16 protein-coding genes are annotated in these 17,550 nt (G+C 38.2%); 2 read left to right on the top strand and 14 right to left on the bottom strand.

The genetic code is table 11. The annotated features are described in order from the left end of the window. Window positions 1-4: 4 nt before the first annotated feature. Both nrdD and nrdG read left to right on the top strand, forming a co-directional pair. Window positions 5-2,188, top strand: coding sequence for an anaerobic ribonucleoside-triphosphate reductase (gene nrdD / locus AB3I20_RS02885; RefSeq protein ID WP_067480422.1), 2,184 nt, complete (start codon window positions 5-7; stop codon window positions 2,186-2,188). Between the two features lie 145 nt (window positions 2,189-2,333). Beyond that, a complete protein-coding gene (gene nrdG / locus AB3I20_RS02880) occupies window positions 2,334-2,936 on the top strand; it encodes an anaerobic ribonucleoside-triphosphate reductase activating protein (RefSeq protein ID WP_368026914.1) in 603 nt (200 codons plus the stop codon). Window positions 2,937-3,020: 84 nt separating this feature from the next. Here nrdG and AB3I20_RS02875 read toward each other — a convergent pair whose 3' ends face one another. The 14 genes from AB3I20_RS02875 to dnaX all read right to left on the bottom strand — a co-directional run bounded on the left by AB3I20_RS02875 (window position 3,021) and on the right by dnaX (window position 17,511). After that, window positions 3,021-4,541: an MFS transporter gene (locus tag AB3I20_RS02875; RefSeq protein WP_368026912.1), complete on the bottom strand. Its 1,521-nt coding sequence runs from the start codon at window positions 4,539-4,541 to the stop codon at window positions 3,021-3,023. A gap of 20 nt (window positions 4,542-4,561) precedes the next feature. Continuing rightward, a complete protein-coding gene (uxaC, locus tag AB3I20_RS02870; RefSeq protein ID WP_368026911.1) occupies window positions 4,562-5,977 on the bottom strand; it encodes a glucuronate isomerase in 1,416 nt (471 codons plus the stop codon). A 101-nt stretch (window positions 5,978-6,078) separates the two neighbouring features. Further along, window positions 6,079-7,152, bottom strand: a complete 1,074-nt coding sequence (gene uxuA, locus AB3I20_RS02865) for a mannonate dehydratase (RefSeq protein WP_075491632.1) — start codon at window positions 7,150-7,152, stop codon at window positions 6,079-6,081. A 2-nt stretch (window positions 7,153-7,154) separates the two neighbouring features. Further along, complete coding sequence (locus AB3I20_RS02860; RefSeq protein ID WP_368026910.1) at window positions 7,155-8,297, bottom strand: hypothetical protein; 1,143 nt, start codon at window positions 8,295-8,297, stop codon at window positions 7,155-7,157. A gap of 668 nt (window positions 8,298-8,965) precedes the next feature. Then, the gene (dinB, locus tag AB3I20_RS02855; RefSeq protein ID WP_071868185.1) at window positions 8,966-10,081 is read right to left on the bottom strand and encodes a DNA polymerase IV; all 1,116 of its coding nucleotides are present in this window, start codon (window positions 10,079-10,081) and stop codon (window positions 8,966-8,968) included. Window positions 10,082-10,648: 567 nt separating this feature from the next. Further along, the gene (rsmI, locus tag AB3I20_RS02850; protein WP_270659599.1) at window positions 10,649-11,521 is read right to left on the bottom strand and encodes a 16S rRNA (cytidine(1402)-2'-O)-methyltransferase; all 873 of its coding nucleotides are present in this window, start codon (window positions 11,519-11,521) and stop codon (window positions 10,649-10,651) included. 84 nt (window positions 11,522-11,605) lie between these two features. Beyond that, window positions 11,606-11,953 carry a DNA replication initiation control protein YabA gene (locus AB3I20_RS02845; protein WP_067480400.1) on the bottom strand — a complete coding sequence of 116 codons (348 nt, stop codon included), beginning with the start codon at window positions 11,951-11,953 and terminating at the stop codon, window positions 11,606-11,608. Next, a complete protein-coding gene (locus AB3I20_RS02840; RefSeq protein WP_067480397.1) occupies window positions 11,946-12,770 on the bottom strand; it encodes a stage 0 sporulation family protein in 825 nt (274 codons plus the stop codon). Before AB3I20_RS02840 ends, AB3I20_RS02845 begins: the two co-directional genes overlap by 8 nt. A gap of 29 nt (window positions 12,771-12,799) precedes the next feature. Continuing rightward, the gene (gene holB / locus AB3I20_RS02835; protein ID WP_071868184.1) at window positions 12,800-13,744 is read right to left on the bottom strand and encodes a DNA polymerase III subunit delta'; all 945 of its coding nucleotides are present in this window, start codon (window positions 13,742-13,744) and stop codon (window positions 12,800-12,802) included. A gap of 8 nt (window positions 13,745-13,752) precedes the next feature. Next, window positions 13,753-14,082 (bottom strand): cyclic-di-AMP receptor, encoded by a 330-nt coding sequence (locus AB3I20_RS02830; RefSeq protein WP_067480388.1) that lies wholly within the window; start codon window positions 14,080-14,082, stop codon window positions 13,753-13,755. A gap of 14 nt (window positions 14,083-14,096) precedes the next feature. Further along, entirely contained in the window at window positions 14,097-14,741 is a 645-nt protein-coding gene (gene tmk, locus AB3I20_RS02825) for a dTMP kinase (RefSeq protein WP_368026909.1), read from the bottom strand. A gap of 64 nt (window positions 14,742-14,805) precedes the next feature. After that, window positions 14,806-15,402, bottom strand: coding sequence for a recombination mediator RecR (gene recR / locus AB3I20_RS02820; protein WP_067480382.1), 597 nt, complete (start codon window positions 15,400-15,402; stop codon window positions 14,806-14,808). 24 nt (window positions 15,403-15,426) lie between these two features. After that, window positions 15,427-15,741 carry a YbaB/EbfC family nucleoid-associated protein gene (locus AB3I20_RS02815; RefSeq protein ID WP_067480379.1) on the bottom strand — a complete coding sequence of 105 codons (315 nt, stop codon included), beginning with the start codon at window positions 15,739-15,741 and terminating at the stop codon, window positions 15,427-15,429. Window positions 15,742-15,762: 21 nt separating this feature from the next. After that, entirely contained in the window at window positions 15,763-17,511 is a 1,749-nt protein-coding gene (gene dnaX / locus AB3I20_RS02810; protein WP_368026908.1) for a DNA polymerase III subunit gamma/tau, read from the bottom strand. Between the last annotated feature and the right edge of the window lie 39 nt (window positions 17,512-17,550).

The raw sequence follows: 17,550 nt of genomic DNA, 5'->3' as shown, positions 1-17,550 counted from the left end.
GAAGATGAAGGTAAACTATAAAGAAATTCCAGCCAATGAAGTACAAGCATCAACAATCAAAATCATCAAACGTGATGGTCGTCACGTCGACTTTGATGAACAGAAAATTAATGAAGCACTAGTGAAAGCTGAAAAGAAAGTTCATGGCTCTTTATCTCCACTTGCCTATGAACGTATTCAGACAATCGTTGATTTAGTCGTTACTGAAATCAATAGTCGTTTTGTTGAAAATGTTAAAATCTATGAAGTTCAAAATATCGTTGAACACATTCTACTTGAAAAAAATGAATATGAACTTGCTGAAGAATATATCAATTATCGGACACGCCGTGATTTTGAACGTAGCAAAGCAACTGATATTAACTTTTCCATCGAAAAATTGATTAACAAGGATCAAACAGTCGTCAATGAAAATGCGAACAAAGACAGCAATGTTTTTAACACGCAACGTGATTTGACTGCCGGAATCGTTGGTAAGTCAATTGGCTTGAAGATGTTACCTCCTCACATTGCCAATGCACATCAAAAAGGCGATATCCATTATCACGATTTGGACTATCATCCATATACACCAATGACTAATTGCTGTTTGATCGACTTTAAAGGCATGTTAAATAATGGGTTTAAAATTGGAAATGCTGAAGTTGAATCACCAAAATCAATTCAAACAGCAACTGCCCAAATCTCACAAATCATCGCCAACGTAGCTTCTAGCCAATATGGTGGCTGCTCGGCAGACCGTACAGATGAATTACTTGCCCCATTTGCTGAATTAAATTACCAAAAACATTTAAAAGATGCAAAAGAATGGGTCGAAACAACTGAGCGACAAGAAGCTTATGCCAAATCAAAAACGAAAAAAGATATTTTTGATGCGATGCAAAGTTTAGAATATGAAATCAATACGCTGTTTACCTCTAACGGACAAACACCTTTTACTTCTCTTGGCTTTGGTCTTGGTGAAAATTGGTTTGAACGTGAAATTCAAAAAGCCATTCTACAAATTCGAATCAACGGACTTGGAAGCGAAAAGCGGACTGCTATTTTTCCAAAACTTATTTTTACCCTCAAAGCTGGCGTGAATCTTGCTCCAACTGATCCAAACTATGATATCAAAGAATTAGCTTTGGAATGTGCAACTAAACGGATGTATCCAGATATTTTAAATTACGATAAAATCGTTGAACTAACTGGTAGCTTCAAAGTCCCAATGGGTTGTCGCTCATTTTTACAAGGCTGGAAAGACGAAAATGGAACAGAAATCAATGTAGGACGCATGAATCTAGGTGTTGTCACACTAAACTTGCCTCGAATTGCAATTGAAGCAAAAGGAAATCAAGAAAAGTTTTGGCAATTATTATCTGACCGTCTTGAAATCATGAAAGACGCACTTGTTTATCGTGTAGAACGTTGTAAAGAAGCTATTCCTGCGAATGCGCCTATTCTATATATGTATGGTGCTTTTGGCAAACGTCTGTCACGTACAGATGCCGTTGATGAATTATTCAAAAACCGTCGGGCAACTGTCTCTCTTGGTTATATTGGTTTATACGAAGTCGCCTCTGCTTTTTATGGTGGTGAGTGGGAATCAGATCCGGAAGCAAAAGAATTTACCTTAGCTATTCTTAAAAAATTAAAAGCCAATGCAGATAATTGGGGTGATGAATATGGCTATCACTTTAGTGTATATTCAACACCAAGTGAAAGTTTAACTGATCGTTTCTGTCGTTTAGATACTGAAAAGTTTGGCATCATTGATAACATTACAGACAAAGAATACTATACAAACAGTTTCCATTACGATGTTCGTAAAAATCCAACACCTTTTGAAAAACTTGATTTTGAAAAAGATTACCCACAATATTGTTCTGGTGGTTTCATCCACTATTGTGAGTATCCAATGTTGCAACAGAACCCAAAAGCATTGGAAGCTGTTTGGGACTATGCTTACGACAAAGTTGGTTACCTTGGAACAAATACACCAATCGACCACTGCTATGAATGTGGTTTTGAAGGTGATTTCACTCCAACAGAACGTGGTTTTGAATGTCCTGAATGTGGCAACCACGATCCAAAAACTTGTGACGTTGTTAAACGTACTTGTGGTTATTTAGGTAATCCACAAGCTCGCCCAATGGTTCATGGACGTCATAAAGAAATTTCTTCTCGTGTAAAACACATGAAATAGTCCATTACCCGATTGTAAAACTGAAAGTTGTGATAAAAATCAAATTGCTTTTTGTCACAACTTTTTTGATAAGCACTTTTCCACTAATTTAGATTACTTTGGTAGCTAAACTGCAAGAACTTATACTATAGAAAGAAGTGTTTTGATGAGAAATCCAAAACCAAAAGAATGGTTAGCTGAAGATTATAGTCAAAATTATATTGCTGACTATAAAGCATTTAATTTTGTCGATGGCGAAGGTGTCCGCAATAGCTTATACGTCAGTGGTTGCCTGTTTGCTTGCGAAGGTTGTTTCAATAAAGCAGCTCAAAATTTTCGCTATGGAAAACCATTCACTCAAGAACTAGAGGAGCAAGTAATCGAAGACCTTCGCCATGAGTATGTCCAAGGTTTGACCTTACTTGGTGGGGAGCCCTTTTTGAATACAGATGTTTGTTTGCAAGTTGTTCGTCGAATCCGTCAAGAGTTTGGTCATACTAAAGACATCTGGTCGTGGACTGGTTATACTTTTGATGAATTGTTGCAAGACTCCGAAGATAAGCTAGCTTTACTAGCAGAAATCGATATCTTAGTTGATGGTCGTTTTGATCTTTCCAAACGTGATTTGAAACTACAATTTCGTGGAAGCAGCAACCAACGAATTGTCGATGTTCAAAAATCTTTAGAACAAAATAAAGTCGTTATCTGGGAAAAATGCTTCGACGCTACTCAAACATACGAGCAAATCAAAAAACAAGATTTGATTTGATAACAAGCACAACCAGCTACCAGAGTTGATTATTCAGTCAACTTTGGTAGCTGGTTGTTTGTTTTCCTATTTTAAATTTATTATTTAAACATTCGGTTGCTTTGGCCACGCCTCTTGATAAGGATGTCCGGTTAATTCTTCTACTACATCTTTTGCTTCTGGTGTCACCATTGCTTTCAAGCCACCATCTTCCAAACGATCAATTTCATGTTTCAACACTTCATGCGTTTCACGATTCAATTTAAACGTCAGAGCCATCACTAAAGCACAAGAAATCAGAACGACGGGTGCAATAAAGAAAATCAAAGCGATGCCCGTTTGAATATGGTGAGGGGTATTCGTAAAATTCGTCATTGTTTTTGAATCAAAACCAATCGCTGCTAGTAAAATCCCGGCAATCCAAGAAGCTAATGCACCAGTTGATTTTCTAAAGAACGTCATCACTGCTGCATAAATTCCGGCACGATCGCCTCGAGTCATCATGCGGTCAACATCTGGAATAAAGGGAAAAACATTCCAAGGTGTAAATTCTAAAATTGCACGCGCACATTGATAAAATACGGAAATAATTACTAAGACCCAAAAAGCATTTTGGACGTGCAGTGCCCAAGTTAAGAGGTACCCAACCATCGTAACAATAATCGTAACGTAGCTTAGCATAAATAAGTAACGAGGGCCACGAGTTAACATCAGGCGTGTAGCCACCAATGTTGCAATGATTCCAAAAATGGAAAGTGCTTGAAGTGTCCACGGTGTATCCTCTTTTACGCCATGAATACAACAAATAATAAAAGTTGGTAACAACGTAGAATAAAAATCTTTCCCAGTAAATGATAATAAGTAAATACCTAAATGTTGACGAAATGCTCGATTTTTGAAGGTTGAAAAATAATCTTGGACTGTTTTCTTCATAAATTCGCCTAAAGATAATTTGGGTTGACTTTCTAACTCTGCTAAAAATTCAGGCGTCAACGGACGTTCCCACGTTGTTCGGTAAGAAATAAAAATCGCAACAACAAAAATCACCGTCCAAATAATGCCCGTAATCAGATAAGCATTTGGGTTTTTCATATGCTGCAACGCTGCTAATACTAAGAAAACAAGTGCTGTCCCCGTTGCAGAAATAAACATACGCGAGCTAGATAAAATCGTACGCAGATTATAATCATCGGTCATTTCTGTTGGTAAAGTTTCCCACGGAATCAAAATCATGGCAATTGCAAGTTCGATTGCTACATAAATAACTAGATAATAGATCCAACTATCTGCCTGAACCCAGAACAACGGAAAGAGAATCGTAAACAAAACTCCGCCTAATAAAATAAAGAAATGACGACGTCCGAAACGTTGACCTAATTTTGTCCGATAAAAGCCATCCGTAATCGCACCAAAAAATAACGAAAACATGGCGTCAATGATCCGACCAATCCCTGTGATTGCTCCGGCAAACGCTGGATTGATTCCTTGACTCAACACGAAAGCGAAAATAACACCTGAAACGATATTATTCCAACCACCACCCATTAAATCAGTTAATCCATAGGCAACTCCTCGACCAATTGTAATTTTTTTCGGTTGATAAACCCACTGCTTATTTTTGTCCATTTCTCTTCATCCACCCTCCGTCAACTTTCAAAAAAGCCAAAATATTCATGTGCATTGCCATAACAAATATCTTTGACGATCTGTCCCAAATATTCATCTTCCTCAGACAATCGGCCTTGATCGACCCATTCACCTAAGAGCTGACATAATACGCGACGGAAATATTCATGACGTGGATAACTCAAGAAACTTCGAGAATCAGTCAACATCCCAGTAAAGTTAGCCAACAAACTTTGTTGTGCCATAATCGTTAGTTGATTGCGCATTCCTTCACAAGTGTCGTTAAACCACCACGCACAACCCAGTTGAAGTTTCTGAACAATTTCTCCTTGAAAACTTTGCATCGCTGTTGCTAATGGTAACCAGTCATTTGGATTCAACGAATATAAGATTGTTTTTGGTAACTTATTTGCCTCTTCTACCTCAGCAAATAAGTTTACGATATTTTTTGTCAGTTCACTTTGATCCCCCATTGAATCACCACCAACATTGATTCCGATTTCTCGTTTCATTTTCGTTGAGTCGTTGCGAAATGCGTTCATGTGCATCTGCATCGTCCATTGACGCTGATGATATTCTCCCATCAAATGCTTTTGGATTGCTGTTGTAAATTGAGCCACTTCCGTTGTTGTAAAGCTCGTTTCTCCAGTTAGTGCACGTGCTAAAATTGCATCTAATTCTTCATTGGTTGCCGGCGCATACACAAACGTATTCAATCCTTGATCCGCTAAACGTCCACCCATTTCGTGGAAAAATGCTACACGATTTGATAAAGCAGTTGTTAAACCTGCAAACGTTTGAATTGATTGTTGTGCGCTCTCACCTAGTTTTTCTAAGTATTCACGATATTCTTCTGTAGTAATTGCCCAAGTGTTATCTGGACGAAAAGTTGGCAATACTTTAAAGGAATTATGTTCTTGTGCTAATACTGCATGATACCCTAAGTCATCAGTAGGATCATCGGTTGTGCAGATTGCTTTAACTTTCATCATTTCTAATAATTTTTTTGGTCGATACGCATCGGTTTGAATTTTTTCATTGGCTTGTCGCCAAATCTCTGGTGCATTTTTTTGATTAATGATTAAATCAATAGCAAAGTAACGACGCAACTCTAAATGAGACCATTCATAAATTGGATTTCCCGGAGCTTTTTCCATTGTTCGAACAAAGGCCAAAAACTTTTCATAATCATCACCATCGCCACTAATTAGTTCTTCAGCGACACCATTAGCTCGCATCAAACGCCATTTATAATGATCGCCTGCTCCGCGATCGTTGAGCCAAACTTGAGTTAGGTTCTCATACTGTTGATTTTCAAAAATGACTTTTGGCTCTAAGTGACAGTGGTAATCAATAATTGGTTCATCTTTGGCATACTGATGGAATAACTTGCGTCCTACTTCATTGGTTAATAAAAAATTTTCATCTAAAAACATAGTTAAGCGCTTCCTTCTTTTTGATTTTTATTCAGAGGCTGAACTTAAAAATTGCTCAGCCTCATTCCTTTTCTGTTGACGTTAAAGATGATTCCTTTCAATTATTTTTGATTTTCTTTTTCTAATGCTTCCCAAAGACCATTCAAATACACCGCCCCAAGTGCGCGATCATATAAGCCATAACCCGGGCGTCCTGTTTCCCCCCAGATCATTCGTCCATGGTCAGGACGGATATAACCATTAAACCCATTGTCATACATTGCTTTTAAAATTCGATACATATCTAATGAACCGTATTCTGATTTGTGTGGTGCTTCATAGAAATCTTTTTCTTGGATAAATTTGATGTTACGAACATGGGCAAACGGAATCCGATCTCGTTGACAAAATTCTGCCATGATTTCATAAACATTATTTGCTGGGTCTTCCGCAATGCTACCTGTACACAACGTAATTCCATTTGCAGGACTATCAACTACTTGACAAATCCAGTCCAAGTCTTCTCGATTTTTCACGATTCGTGGCAAGCCAAAAATCGAATACGGTGGATCATCTGGATGGACCGCCATTTTTATACCAACTTCTTCACAAGTCGGAATAATCGCCTTCAGAAAATAAGCAAAGTTTTCGCGTAACTTAGCTTCATCCACCTCTTTATAGGCTTGAAGTAATTCTTTTACTTGTGCCAAACGTTCTGGTTCCCAGCCCGGTAACTCAAAGTCATTGCTGGAATTTTCAACTTTTTTAATAATCTCTTCTGGATCTTCCGGAATATCTGCTGCAATATACGCTAATGTTGAGGAACCGTCTGACAAGCGATAATCGAGATCGGATTTTACCCAGTCAAAAACAGGCATGAAATTATAACAGATTACTTCAATACCAAATGCTGCCAAATTTCGAATCGTTTGTTGATAATTTGCAATATATCGGTCCCTACTTGGCAAGCCAATCTTGATATCATCATGAACGTTAACACTTTCTATAACTTTTAACGTTAAGCCTGCTGCTTCAATTTCTTCTTTCAGTGATTTGATTCGTTCTTTCGGCCACACTTCTCCAACGGGGATATCCATAAGTGTTCCCACAATCCCCTTCATCGCTGGAATTTGTCGAATTTCTTCTAAAGTAATCTTTTCTTCTTGTGAACCGTACCATCTAAAAGTCATTTCCATGATTATTTTCCTCCGAAATTTGTTAAGTAGGTACGAATCGTTTGTCTAACTGCTCCTGGACCTACTAACATTTCTGTTACTATTTGTTCAATTTTTTCGCCAAGGCCTACTTCATATAAATTTGAACCAAAAATTGTTTCATTGGCTAAAATACTTGCAACACTTTGATGAATTACCTCTGGCGATTGTTCACCTAAATGAAGACTTGCCAGCTGCTCCTGTAATTCAGCTAACAATGGATCAGGGCTTGGTACAAATTCATTTCCTTCATCATCAACTGCCAACAAGTAACGTAACCAAGCTGCAATTGCCACTGGAATAAATACGAGAGATTGCGCAGCTGACTTTTCTGTATATTTTTTAATGGTTTCACCAAAACGAATTGCCACTTTTTGCGAAGTATCGCTCGCAATTCGTTGCGGTGTATCAGGTATGTTGGGATTAGGCAATCGTTTCTTAATCACCTCATCAATGAATTGTTTAGGATCAATTATTTGGGGATCTTCTACTACTGGTAGGCCTTCTTGATACCCAATTGCTTTAATCAATCCCACAATCTCTTCGTCTTCCATCTCAGCTGCAATCGATTGATAACCAAGCAAACAACCAGTAATTGCCATTGCCGTATGAAGTGGATTCAAACATGTTGTTACTTTCATCACATCTGCTTTATCAACAATTTCCTGGCTCGTAAGGACGACACCTGCCTTTTCCAACGCAGGGCGCCCATTTGGAAAATGATCTTCGATAATCAAATAATGAACAACTTGTGCAAAACTTTCTTTCTCACTAGGATGACAAAAGAAAGCATCTGCTGTTGCAGCTAAAAGCTTTTTATCTAACATTCCATCATCATGCATCACTACTTCCACTACATCACTATGAAATGGTTTGTAAGCCTTCTCAATTATTTCTTTGTCTAAAGTTTCACATACAACTATACCAGCAGCTAATTCTTTTTTATCAGCTAACCGTTGTGCAATCTCTGCGTGAAACCCACGATATAAATTTCCACCACCAAAATGAAGCCACACAGGTACTTCTTTTCCCTTTTCCTTGACTGAAGCAACATCATAGTTAGGAATAGTAATTCCTGCCTGTTTTAACTCAGTTAGTGATTTTTGCCAATCTTTTAAGTCAATCACAAAATCCCCTCCAAACTGATATATCAGTTGTTTTGATACTTGCATTATATTCGCCCATTTAGGCTTTGTCAATACGTCGATTTCATTTATTTTTATCTTATAATTAAAAAAACAGCAAATACTAATATATCAGAAAACCCAAAAAAGGGTGTGGCATAAGTCTTGCCACACCCTCTTTTTAAGAGTAAACGGTGTTCCCCAAGCAGCTTCTCGCACTAATTCATAACTGTCCAAAAATATGAAATGCTATTTTTGTCAGTTGCTCATTATTTTTTCGAAGCTGAACGCTTGGCGTCACAACCTTATTCACGGTGTTCCCAAACCAACTCCTCGAGATAGCCTGCATTCACTTCAAAATATAAAGAGCTATTTTGAGTGCTTGATCGCTATCTGTTCGGAGCTAAGCGGTTTGCGCCACAACCTTATCCACGGTGTTCCCAAACCAACTCCTCGAGATAGCTTGCATTCACTCCAAAATATAAAGAGCTATTTTGAGTGCTTGCTCGCTATCTGTTCGGAGCTAAGCAGTTTGCGCCACAGCCTTATCCACGGTGTTCAAGAAGTAACTTCCTCAAAATAAGTCTAAATTACTCAAAAATTTGAGAAAGATTTCTGGTAATTTATTCTTATTTATTGGAGCTAGGCACTTCTTTTACAACCTCTCCTAATCAATCCTTCAAATCCCATAAAGGTAAAACAATATTTTCATAGGTCATAGGATCTAAGTTCGTAAGTGTGATTCCTAACAATCGAACACCCTTCTCTACGCCCAAAACTTCTTCCCAAATCAAACTAGCTTGATAATATAGAGCTTCTTTTTTGTAAATATATTCAGGTAACGTTACCCGCTTCGTAATTGTTGAATAGTCCGTATAGCGAACTTTTAATACGACTGTTTTTCCGTGCTTTTGAACTTTTCGTAGTGCTTCTTCTACCTTTTCTGCCAACTGTCGAAGCTGTGCCAAAACAGCTTCTTCTGTTTGCAATGGCTGACCATAGGTATGCTCTTTACCAACTGATTTTCGCTCTCGAGTTACGTTGACTGGAGAATCATGAATCCCGCGAACTTTTCGATAAAGTGAATAGCCCATTTTTCCAAAGTTTTGAATCAGCTGCATTTCACTCATTTCATATAAATCTGCACCTGTAAAAATTCCTAGCTCATTCATTTTAGGAACTGTTTTTTTACCAACACCATGAAATTTTTCAATTGGTAATTTTTTCAAAAAAGACACCGCTTCTTGAGGAGTCACCACAGTAATCCCTCTTGGCTTTTGATAATCAGAAGCCAGTTTTGCCAAAAATTTATTGTAGCTGACTCCTGCCGAGCAAGTTAAATGAACAGCTTCCCAAATATCTGCTTGGATCATTCGAGCAATTTTAATTGCTGATTTACACCCCACTTTGTTTTCTGTCACATCCAGATACGCTTCGTCAATACTGACAGGTTCAACGATATCCGTGTACCGGTGAAAAACTTCTCGAACGATTTGGGATACTTCAGAATACTTTTGATGATCGCCAGGTTTAAAAATAGCTGTTGGACACAATTCAAATGCTTTTTGCGCACTCATCGCTGAGTGAATTCCATATTGTCTGGCTTCATAATTTGCTGTTGTCACGACACCCCGACCACCAGTATCACTTGGATGGCGAGCAATAACCAACGGATGTCCTCTGAATTCTGGATGATCTCGTTCTTCAACCGAGGCGAAAAAAGCATCCATGTCGATATGGATGATTTTTCTAGATGTATCATTATGTAAAGGAAACTGTAGTTCCATATTTATTCACCTCGACCTTACTCTCTTTGTTATTATAGTCGAACTTTTGTTCCCTATCAAGCAATTGTGATTTAAATCTTATGTTTTGAAACATGCGTGATTATTGATAAAGAGCGTTACTTTTTTTGTTGCTTAATCATGAAATGGTTCCCTTTACTCGGTGCAAAATCATTCATTCGGTTCGCTTCATGCAAAAAAGAAGTAAAAACGATAGACTACTTACCATTCCAGCTAGTATACGCTAAATTTTTATCATCATTAGATATGAAAAAACTTTCAATCTAAAATTTGGTTAACAGCCCTTTATTAGTCTATGGAAAGGACTTTTTTATCGTTGAAACTATTTCGTCCACATGTAGAAACACCTAGCTTTTGTTTCGCACGTAAAACAGATGAAACCGACTAAAGTCATTAATAAACAAGCGTACACATTTCTGAAATTCAACACTCCTCTTCCCACTTATTTTGAGTAACATGTATTAAATTAGCTTTTAGACAAAAAGTCGGGAACAAAACACAAATCTGCTTTGTTCCCGACTTTTTGTCTATTACGTTGAAATTTTGTTCTCATTCATCTAATTCATGAAATTGTCGATAGACTTCTTGCTTTTTCAGATGATTCATTGCAGCCACTTTTTTAATAGCAGCATTTGGTTTCTCACCAGCTGTAATCAACGCCTCTACTTGCTCCTTCAAAGAAACTTGATTGACTTCCTCTGCTTCGATCAGGCGACCATCATCGCCCGCAACCATCAAGCAACATTCACCTTTGATTTGATTTTCTTTTAGATACATTAATAGTTCGTCTACGTCTCCACGTAGATATTCTTCATGGATCTTCGTTAGTTCTCGACATAGAACCACTTGGCGATTTCCAAATACCACGCGTATGTTTTCGAGTGTAGCACTTACACGGTATGGTGATTCATAAAAAATAAGTGTTGCTGTTTGGGTCTTTAATTGCGCCAAAGTTTCTTTTTGTTCTTTCTTTTTCCTTGGTAAAAATCCATAAAATAAAAATGGTTGTGGTACGAGACCTGAAGCAATCAAAGCCGTGATACCTGCCGTAGGTCCGGGTACCGAAACGACTGGGATTCCTTCTTCGATACATGCGACGACTAATTCGTGACCAGGATCGCTAATAGAAGGCATTCCCGCATCACTCACTTGGGCAATCGATTGTCCTATTTTCAATTGCTCGAGTAAGTACGGAATTCGTTCTTTATAGTTATGTTCATGCAAACTTTTTTGTGGTGTCTCCACTTCAAAGTGGTTTAATAATTTTTGTGTATTACGTGTATCTTCACTTGCAATCAAATCTGCTTCATGTAACAGACGAACACTCCGGTAAGTCATATCTTCAAGGTTACCAATCGGCGTAGGAACAAGATACAAAGTTCCTATGCCTGAATGATCCTTAAAACTTTTTTGATTATACATTTCCTGCCTCCTTAATAAAAAAAGAGCGAAGACACAAGTCGAACGACTCACGTCTTTGCCCCTAGCATAGACAACTTTTTAGTATTAGCGTCCACTTTCACGATAAATGACTTCTAAACAAAACGCGCAAGGCTCATCATTTTCGCGACGTGAACCATAGAGGTCATAACAAACATGAAATCCTTCTTCGTAAATTTTTTCTAAATTCATTCGGGATTTTGACAGTTCTTGTTTGACGCTTTCAGCAGGTGCTTCTGCCACTTGATTCAACTCACGCAAATGTTCACGCAGGCGTTGGTTTTCCATCTCAAGCGTAGTATTTTTTTCGACGATTTCATGAAGTGCGTGCTTCATTTCTACTAATTCAGTTAAGGTATTTCGTAATTCTGATTCTAGCTGGTTTAAGCCGTCATATAAAGATCGCTTATCCATTCATCTCACCTACTTGAATGAAGTCTTTTAATTCATCCCATTCATACTCCACTGGATTTTCTCGTCCTGTCAGCCGAACTTTTACAATTCGGCTAAGCAGGTTTAATCCTACGACTTTCCCTTTACCATCAGGTGTTTCAATCATTTTTCCAAAGTCAGGGAGTTCTTTTTTTGCCGCCTCATATTCTGCGCTCTCATATTGCAGACAACACATCAACCGTCCACATAAGCCAGAAATTTTTGTTGGATTCAAAGAAAGCCCTTGATCTTTTGCCATTTTGATTGAAACCGGTACAAAATCTCCTAAAAATGTCGAACAGCATAATGGTCGACCACAGGGGCCTATTCCACCAATAATTTTCGCTTCATCACGAACGCCAATTTGACGTAACTCGATCCTAGTCCTAAAAATACTTGCTAACTCTTTCACCAATTCCCGAAAGTCAATTCGTCCATCAGCAGTAAAAGAAAAAATCATTTTACTTCGATCAAACGTGTACTCCACCTTCACGATTTTCATTTCTAATTCGTGTTCGCGCGCTTTTTGTTTGGCGATTTTTAACGCTTCGGTAGCATCTTGTTGATTTTTTTGTTCTTTTGCTAACTCGGTAGCCGAGGCTTTATGCAAAATGGGTTTGACTTCTTCTGGTAAATCTTGGGAATCAAGTTCTCGTTTGGGAATGGCAACTGTTGCAATATGTAAGGTTTGTTGAGATTCGACTAACACCTTATCATTATAAAAATATTCAGAATCCCCTGGCGCAAAATAATAGATATGCCCAGCATCTCTATAACGGACGCCTACTACTTCTACCATTTCCAACCTCCTTGGTTACTCAGCTATAATTAAAAAATCGTTTGTAAAACGAACTGTTCAGCTACTGCTTGAAAACTCACATTACTGCGTAGTTTTTGTTCAGCAACTAAAATATGTTCAATGATTTGATTGGCTTTTTTTGTCTTGTTTGATTCTTCAGCAAAAATTGCTTGTTTTTGTGCTTCTTGGAAATAAAATAACAGAATTGAAAGTGCCATAAACTGTTGACTTTTTTCCTTAAATACTTTGGTCAATTTCTTTTGGACATAGATAAATGCTTGTGGGTCTTGCTTTTGTAGATAGGTGAACCACTGATAAATCGAGTCCTTAGCCTCATTAAACCATTCATCTTCTGAGATTTCAACTGCTTTTCGTAAACTGTTGGTTAAGAATGCCAAAAGTTTCGCTTTTTCCAATGGAATTTGTTCTTCTTGTAGCTTGTAGATTAAAACTTCTTTTGAAAGTTCTTGAAAATGCAAAACTTGGCAACGTGATTGAATCGTTGGTAAAATTCGGCCAATCGCATCTGTTTCTAAAATCGCTAGAAAATCACCCGGTGGCTCTTCTAAGAACTTGAGTAGACTATTTGCCGCACTCACATTCATTTTCTCTGCTTCCTTGATTATGAAAACTTTCTTTTTTGATTCATATCCACTTCGACTAAATTCTGTTTGTAAACGACGAATTTGATCTACCTTGATTGTTTGCCCTTCAGGTTCGACCACTAATACGTCTGGATGTTCGTTATTTTGAATCCGCTGGCAGTTATTGCAAACACCACAAGGCTGGTTATCTGTTAATTGTGTACAAAATAAATGCTGAGCCAACCAAATACCCATTTCATGTTTACCCGTTCCTTTTTCGCCCTCAAAAAGATAAGCATGAGCGAGGCGCCCATGCTCAAAACTTCGTTGAAGCTGTTGATAAACGAAATGTTGCATTTGAGCCAGTTTCACTAACTCTTCTTGTTTCATAGCTCCTCCTAAAAATGATGGAATCCTTCGACAGGTAAAACAAAGACTGTTGCTCCGCCAACTTCCACCTCTACTGGGTAAGGAACGCCGCCATCCATAGAAATATCCAACGTAACTGGTGTTGAAACAAATTGTTTACGAGATTCACAAGTCTTCTTGATAATTTCAAGCGCTTCATCTACTCGTTCATCTTCAATCCCTACAATAAATGTGCTATTGCCGGCTTTTAAAAAGCCACCAGTTGAAGATAATTTTGTTGCTCGGATATTGGCATCAATCAATTCATTAGATAAACGGTTACTATCTTTGTCTTGGATAATAGCTAAAATAATTTTCATACACAGTCACCTTCCTAATTTTCAAAAAATTGTGGATATTTCTCAATAATAGCATAATAACTAGCCTGAAGAACTTCTTCAAAACTCAATCTTGCATCAATTTTATGAATACGTTCTGGGTATTCTTCCGCAAGTTTTAGATATGCATGACGAACCCGTTGATGAAACTCAAGTCCCTCAGAATCTAAGCGATCAATTTGATTCTGGCGATTTTTTTGGATACGATGCAACCCAGTATCAGAATCAACATCCAGATATAAAGTAAAATCAGGCGTCAATCCTTCCGTTGCAAACTCATTCAATCGAGCGATTTCACGCATGCCAATACGTCGTCCAGCACCTTGATAGGCAAGTGAACTATCCACAAAACGATCACAAAGAACAATACTTCCTTCTCTTAATGCAGGCAAAATCTTTTCAACTAAATGTTGTCTTCTAGCAGCTGCATAAAGAAGTGCTTCTGTTCGTTCATCCATCCGTTCGTTTTTAGGATCAAGAATGACTTGGCGAATTTCTTCCGCAATTGGAATACCACCAGGTTCTCTTGTTTGAATCATTTCTGTTTTTGCGACTTTTTTCAATAGAGGAAATAATTCCTTCAGGATGCTCGTTTTTCCAGCACCATCCGGCCCCTCAATTGTGATAAATAGTCCGTTCACACTTTTGCCTCCATCTCTTGCACTACATCTTCATTGTAGCTGAAATTCAAATTATTTCAAAAAATTACAGCTCACGCCGTCCTTCAACTGCTTTTAACAACGTAACTTCATCCGCATACTCGATATCTGAACCGACAGATAAACCATGTGCTAGTCGAGTGACTTTGATGCCAGCAGGTTTGATTAAACGAGATAGATACATCGCAGTTGCTTCACCTTCCGTTGTTGCGTTTGTTGCTATGATGACTTCTTTTACCTCATCGTTATGCAGTCGTTGCAATAAAGAGGAAATATTGATATCTTCTGGTCCAGTTCCTTCAGTTGGCGATAACACGCCATGAAGAACATGGTATAAGCCATGGTACTCGCGCATTTTTTCCATTGCCATCACATCTTTGGGTTCCTCGACTACTAAAATAATACTGCGGTCGCGTGACGGATCTTTACAAATTTCGCAAGGGTCTTCTTCAGTAATGTTTCCGCAAATGCTACAAAAGTGCAAATCACGCTTGACACTCAACAACGATTTGGCAAATTCATTAACTACTTCATCTTTCATATCGATTGTAAAAAATGCTAAACGTGTAGCCGTTTTTTGACCAATCCCAGGAAGTTTCATATAGCTGTCGATCAGTTTGGCAATTGGTTCTGGATATTGCATAATCATTACTCCTTCACGAAAAAATTAGAATCCAGGCATTCCTTTGGTATATTTACCCATTGTTTTTTCAGTTTCTGTGTCAATTTTTGTTAACGCATCATTGACAGCCATAACTAACAAGTCTTGCAACATTTCTGGATCTTCTGGATCTAGTACTTCTGGTTTGATCTCAACGTCTTTCATGCGACGATCCCCAGTGAACGCTACTTTTACTAAATCATTGGTTGCTGCCCCTGTAAATTCTTTCTCATTCAACGCATCTTGTGCCTGAACCATTTCTTTTTGCATTTTTTGTACTTGTTTCATCATTCCTTGCATATTTCCCATTCCACGCATCATTGTATCGCTCTCCTTTAAATGTTAATCATCAATAATTGTTACTGAGTCTGTTCCAAATAGCTCTTCTGCCTTTGCCACCACAGTTTCTACTGTTTCTGGCTCTTGGGGAATCAACTCGATTTCTTCTTCATCTGTTTCTGGAACAAAAGAAGTGGATTGTCCGTTATCTTTACTTTGAATCAAATAATTTTTACGCAATTCTGGCCAGCTTTCTCGTGTGATATACACAGTATCTGGTGCATAATCGTGAATCATTCGACTCAAGTTATTGTGAATCGCTAATTGCAACTCATCGTCATTTGTTGCTCGTTGACAAACGATTTCGTAGTCAAAAGCGATTACCATACTTTTCGGTCCTGCTGCCACTGGTTCACTTGCTTTCAACATCGCTCGTTGTGTCACTGACAGGCTCATCAATAAATCATCCCAAACTTCTTTGACCTGATTCAAATCTTGACGAGTCGCTTCTTTTAACACTTGGTACACTCGCTCAGTCGGTACGCGATAAGAGCTTGCTTGTTTTTTATGCACTACTTGTGGCGCAGGCTGACTAGCGTTATTGGCTGTACCCTGATTACTTTTGAGTGCTTTTAATTCTTTTTTCAGCTCGGAAACTTCTTGCTGAAGCTTCTCCACTGCTTGGCTTTCAGCTGGTTCACCTTGAGGCAGTGCTTGCGGGCCTGTCAATGATGTTTTTTGCGCTAGCTTGACAGTTGCGACTTCCAAATAAATCGTAGCACTATTGGTAAAACGAATCTCATTTTGTGTTTCACTTAATATCTTGATCATTTGAAAAAGCTGTTCAGCTTTCATTCCTTGTGAAAGTTTCACAAAGGTCGGAGTTAGCTGACTCGTTTTCTCCGTCACTAATTGAGGTGCTTGCTGATACATCAGCAAATCACGACAATATTGTAATAAGTCTTCTAAAAAACGACGGGCTTCTTTTCCTGCGGCTAACATCTGTTCCAACGCATTCAATGCTTGTGCAACATTCTGTTCGACACAAGCACTCAAATAGTCGTCCATCATTTCATACGTTAAGCTACCGGTTACCTGCATTGCATCATTTAGCGTAATCGTTCCTTCACTAAAAGAAATGGATTGGTCTAAGATACTCAGTGCATCCCGCATCCCGCCTTCAGCAGCGCGCGCGATGACGCCTAGCGCTTGCTCTTCATATGAAATATTTGATTCATTTAAAATAAATTCCAAATGCTCAACAATATCAGATGCATTGATTCGTTTAAAATCAAATCGCTGTGTACGAGAAATAATTGTTGCTGGAATTTTGTGTGGTTCTGTCGTTGCCAAAATAAAAATGACACTTTCTTTTGGTTCTTCTAATGTTTTTAGTAACGCATTAAAAGCCCCTGTCGAAAGCATATGGACTTCATCAATAATATAAACTTTATAGGTTGCCTTCGTGGGTGCATAATTGGCGCGATCACGAATAAAACGGATTTCTTCCACTCCGTTATTACTTGCAGCATCGATTTCAATTACATCTTCTTGTGTTCCAGCTGTAATTGATCGACACATCTCACATTCATTACAAGGTTCACCATCTTGACTGTTTGGACAGTTGATTGCTTTAGCAAAAATTTTTGCTGCACTTGTCTTACCAGTTCCTCGAGGCCCAGTAAATAAATACGCATGAGATGTTTTATGGGAAACGATAGCATTTTTCAATGTCTGTGTAACAGCTTTTTGTCCAACAATGTCATCGAAGCGTTGTGAACGCCAGACACGGTAAAGTGCTTGGTATGCCATATAGATCCCCCTCTTAAAAAAAATTCACTATTATTTATT

Source organism: Enterococcus sp. C50 (assembly GCF_040887505.1).
Lineage (GTDB): Bacteria > Bacillota > Bacilli > Lactobacillales > Enterococcaceae > Enterococcus_B > Enterococcus_B thailandicus.
The sequence above is the reverse complement of the archived record's forward strand: the minus strand, read 5'-3'. Positions and strand labels throughout refer to the sequence as shown.

Coding starts and splice junctions, on each gene's coding strand:
- nrdD (WP_067480422.1), top strand. CDS start 5: ATGAAGGTAAACTATAAAGAAATTCCAGCCAATGAAGTACAAGCATCA.
- nrdG (WP_368026914.1), top strand. CDS start 2,334: ATGAGAAATCCAAAACCAAAAGAATGGTTAGCTGAAGATTATAGTCAA.
- AB3I20_RS02875 (WP_368026912.1), bottom strand. CDS start 4,541: ATGGACAAAAATAAGCAGTGGGTTTATCAACCGAAAAAAATTACAATT.
- uxaC (WP_368026911.1), bottom strand. CDS start 5,977: ATGTTTTTAGATGAAAATTTTTTATTAACCAATGAAGTAGGACGCAAG.
- uxuA (WP_075491632.1), bottom strand. CDS start 7,152: ATGGAAATGACTTTTAGATGGTACGGTTCACAAGAAGAAAAGATTACT.
- dinB (WP_071868185.1), bottom strand. CDS start 10,081: ATGGAACTACAGTTTCCTTTACATAATGATACATCTAGAAAAATCATC.
- rsmI (WP_270659599.1), bottom strand. CDS start 11,521: ATGTATAATCAAAAAAGTTTTAAGGATCATTCAGGCATAGGAACTTTG.
- AB3I20_RS02845 (WP_067480400.1), bottom strand. CDS start 11,953: ATGGATAAGCGATCTTTATATGACGGCTTAAACCAGCTAGAATCAGAA.
- AB3I20_RS02840 (WP_067480397.1), bottom strand. CDS start 12,770: ATGGTAGAAGTAGTAGGCGTCCGTTATAGAGATGCTGGGCATATCTAT.
- holB (WP_071868184.1), bottom strand. CDS start 13,744: ATGAAACAAGAAGAGTTAGTGAAACTGGCTCAAATGCAACATTTCGTT.
- AB3I20_RS02830 (WP_067480388.1), bottom strand. CDS start 14,082: ATGAAAATTATTTTAGCTATTATCCAAGACAAAGATAGTAACCGTTTA.
- recR (WP_067480382.1), bottom strand. CDS start 15,402: ATGCAATATCCAGAACCAATTGCCAAACTGATCGACAGCTATATGAAA.
- AB3I20_RS02815 (WP_067480379.1), bottom strand. CDS start 15,741: ATGATGCGTGGAATGGGAAATATGCAAGGAATGATGAAACAAGTACAA.
- dnaX (WP_368026908.1), bottom strand. CDS start 17,511: ATGGCATACCAAGCACTTTACCGTGTCTGGCGTTCACAACGCTTCGAT.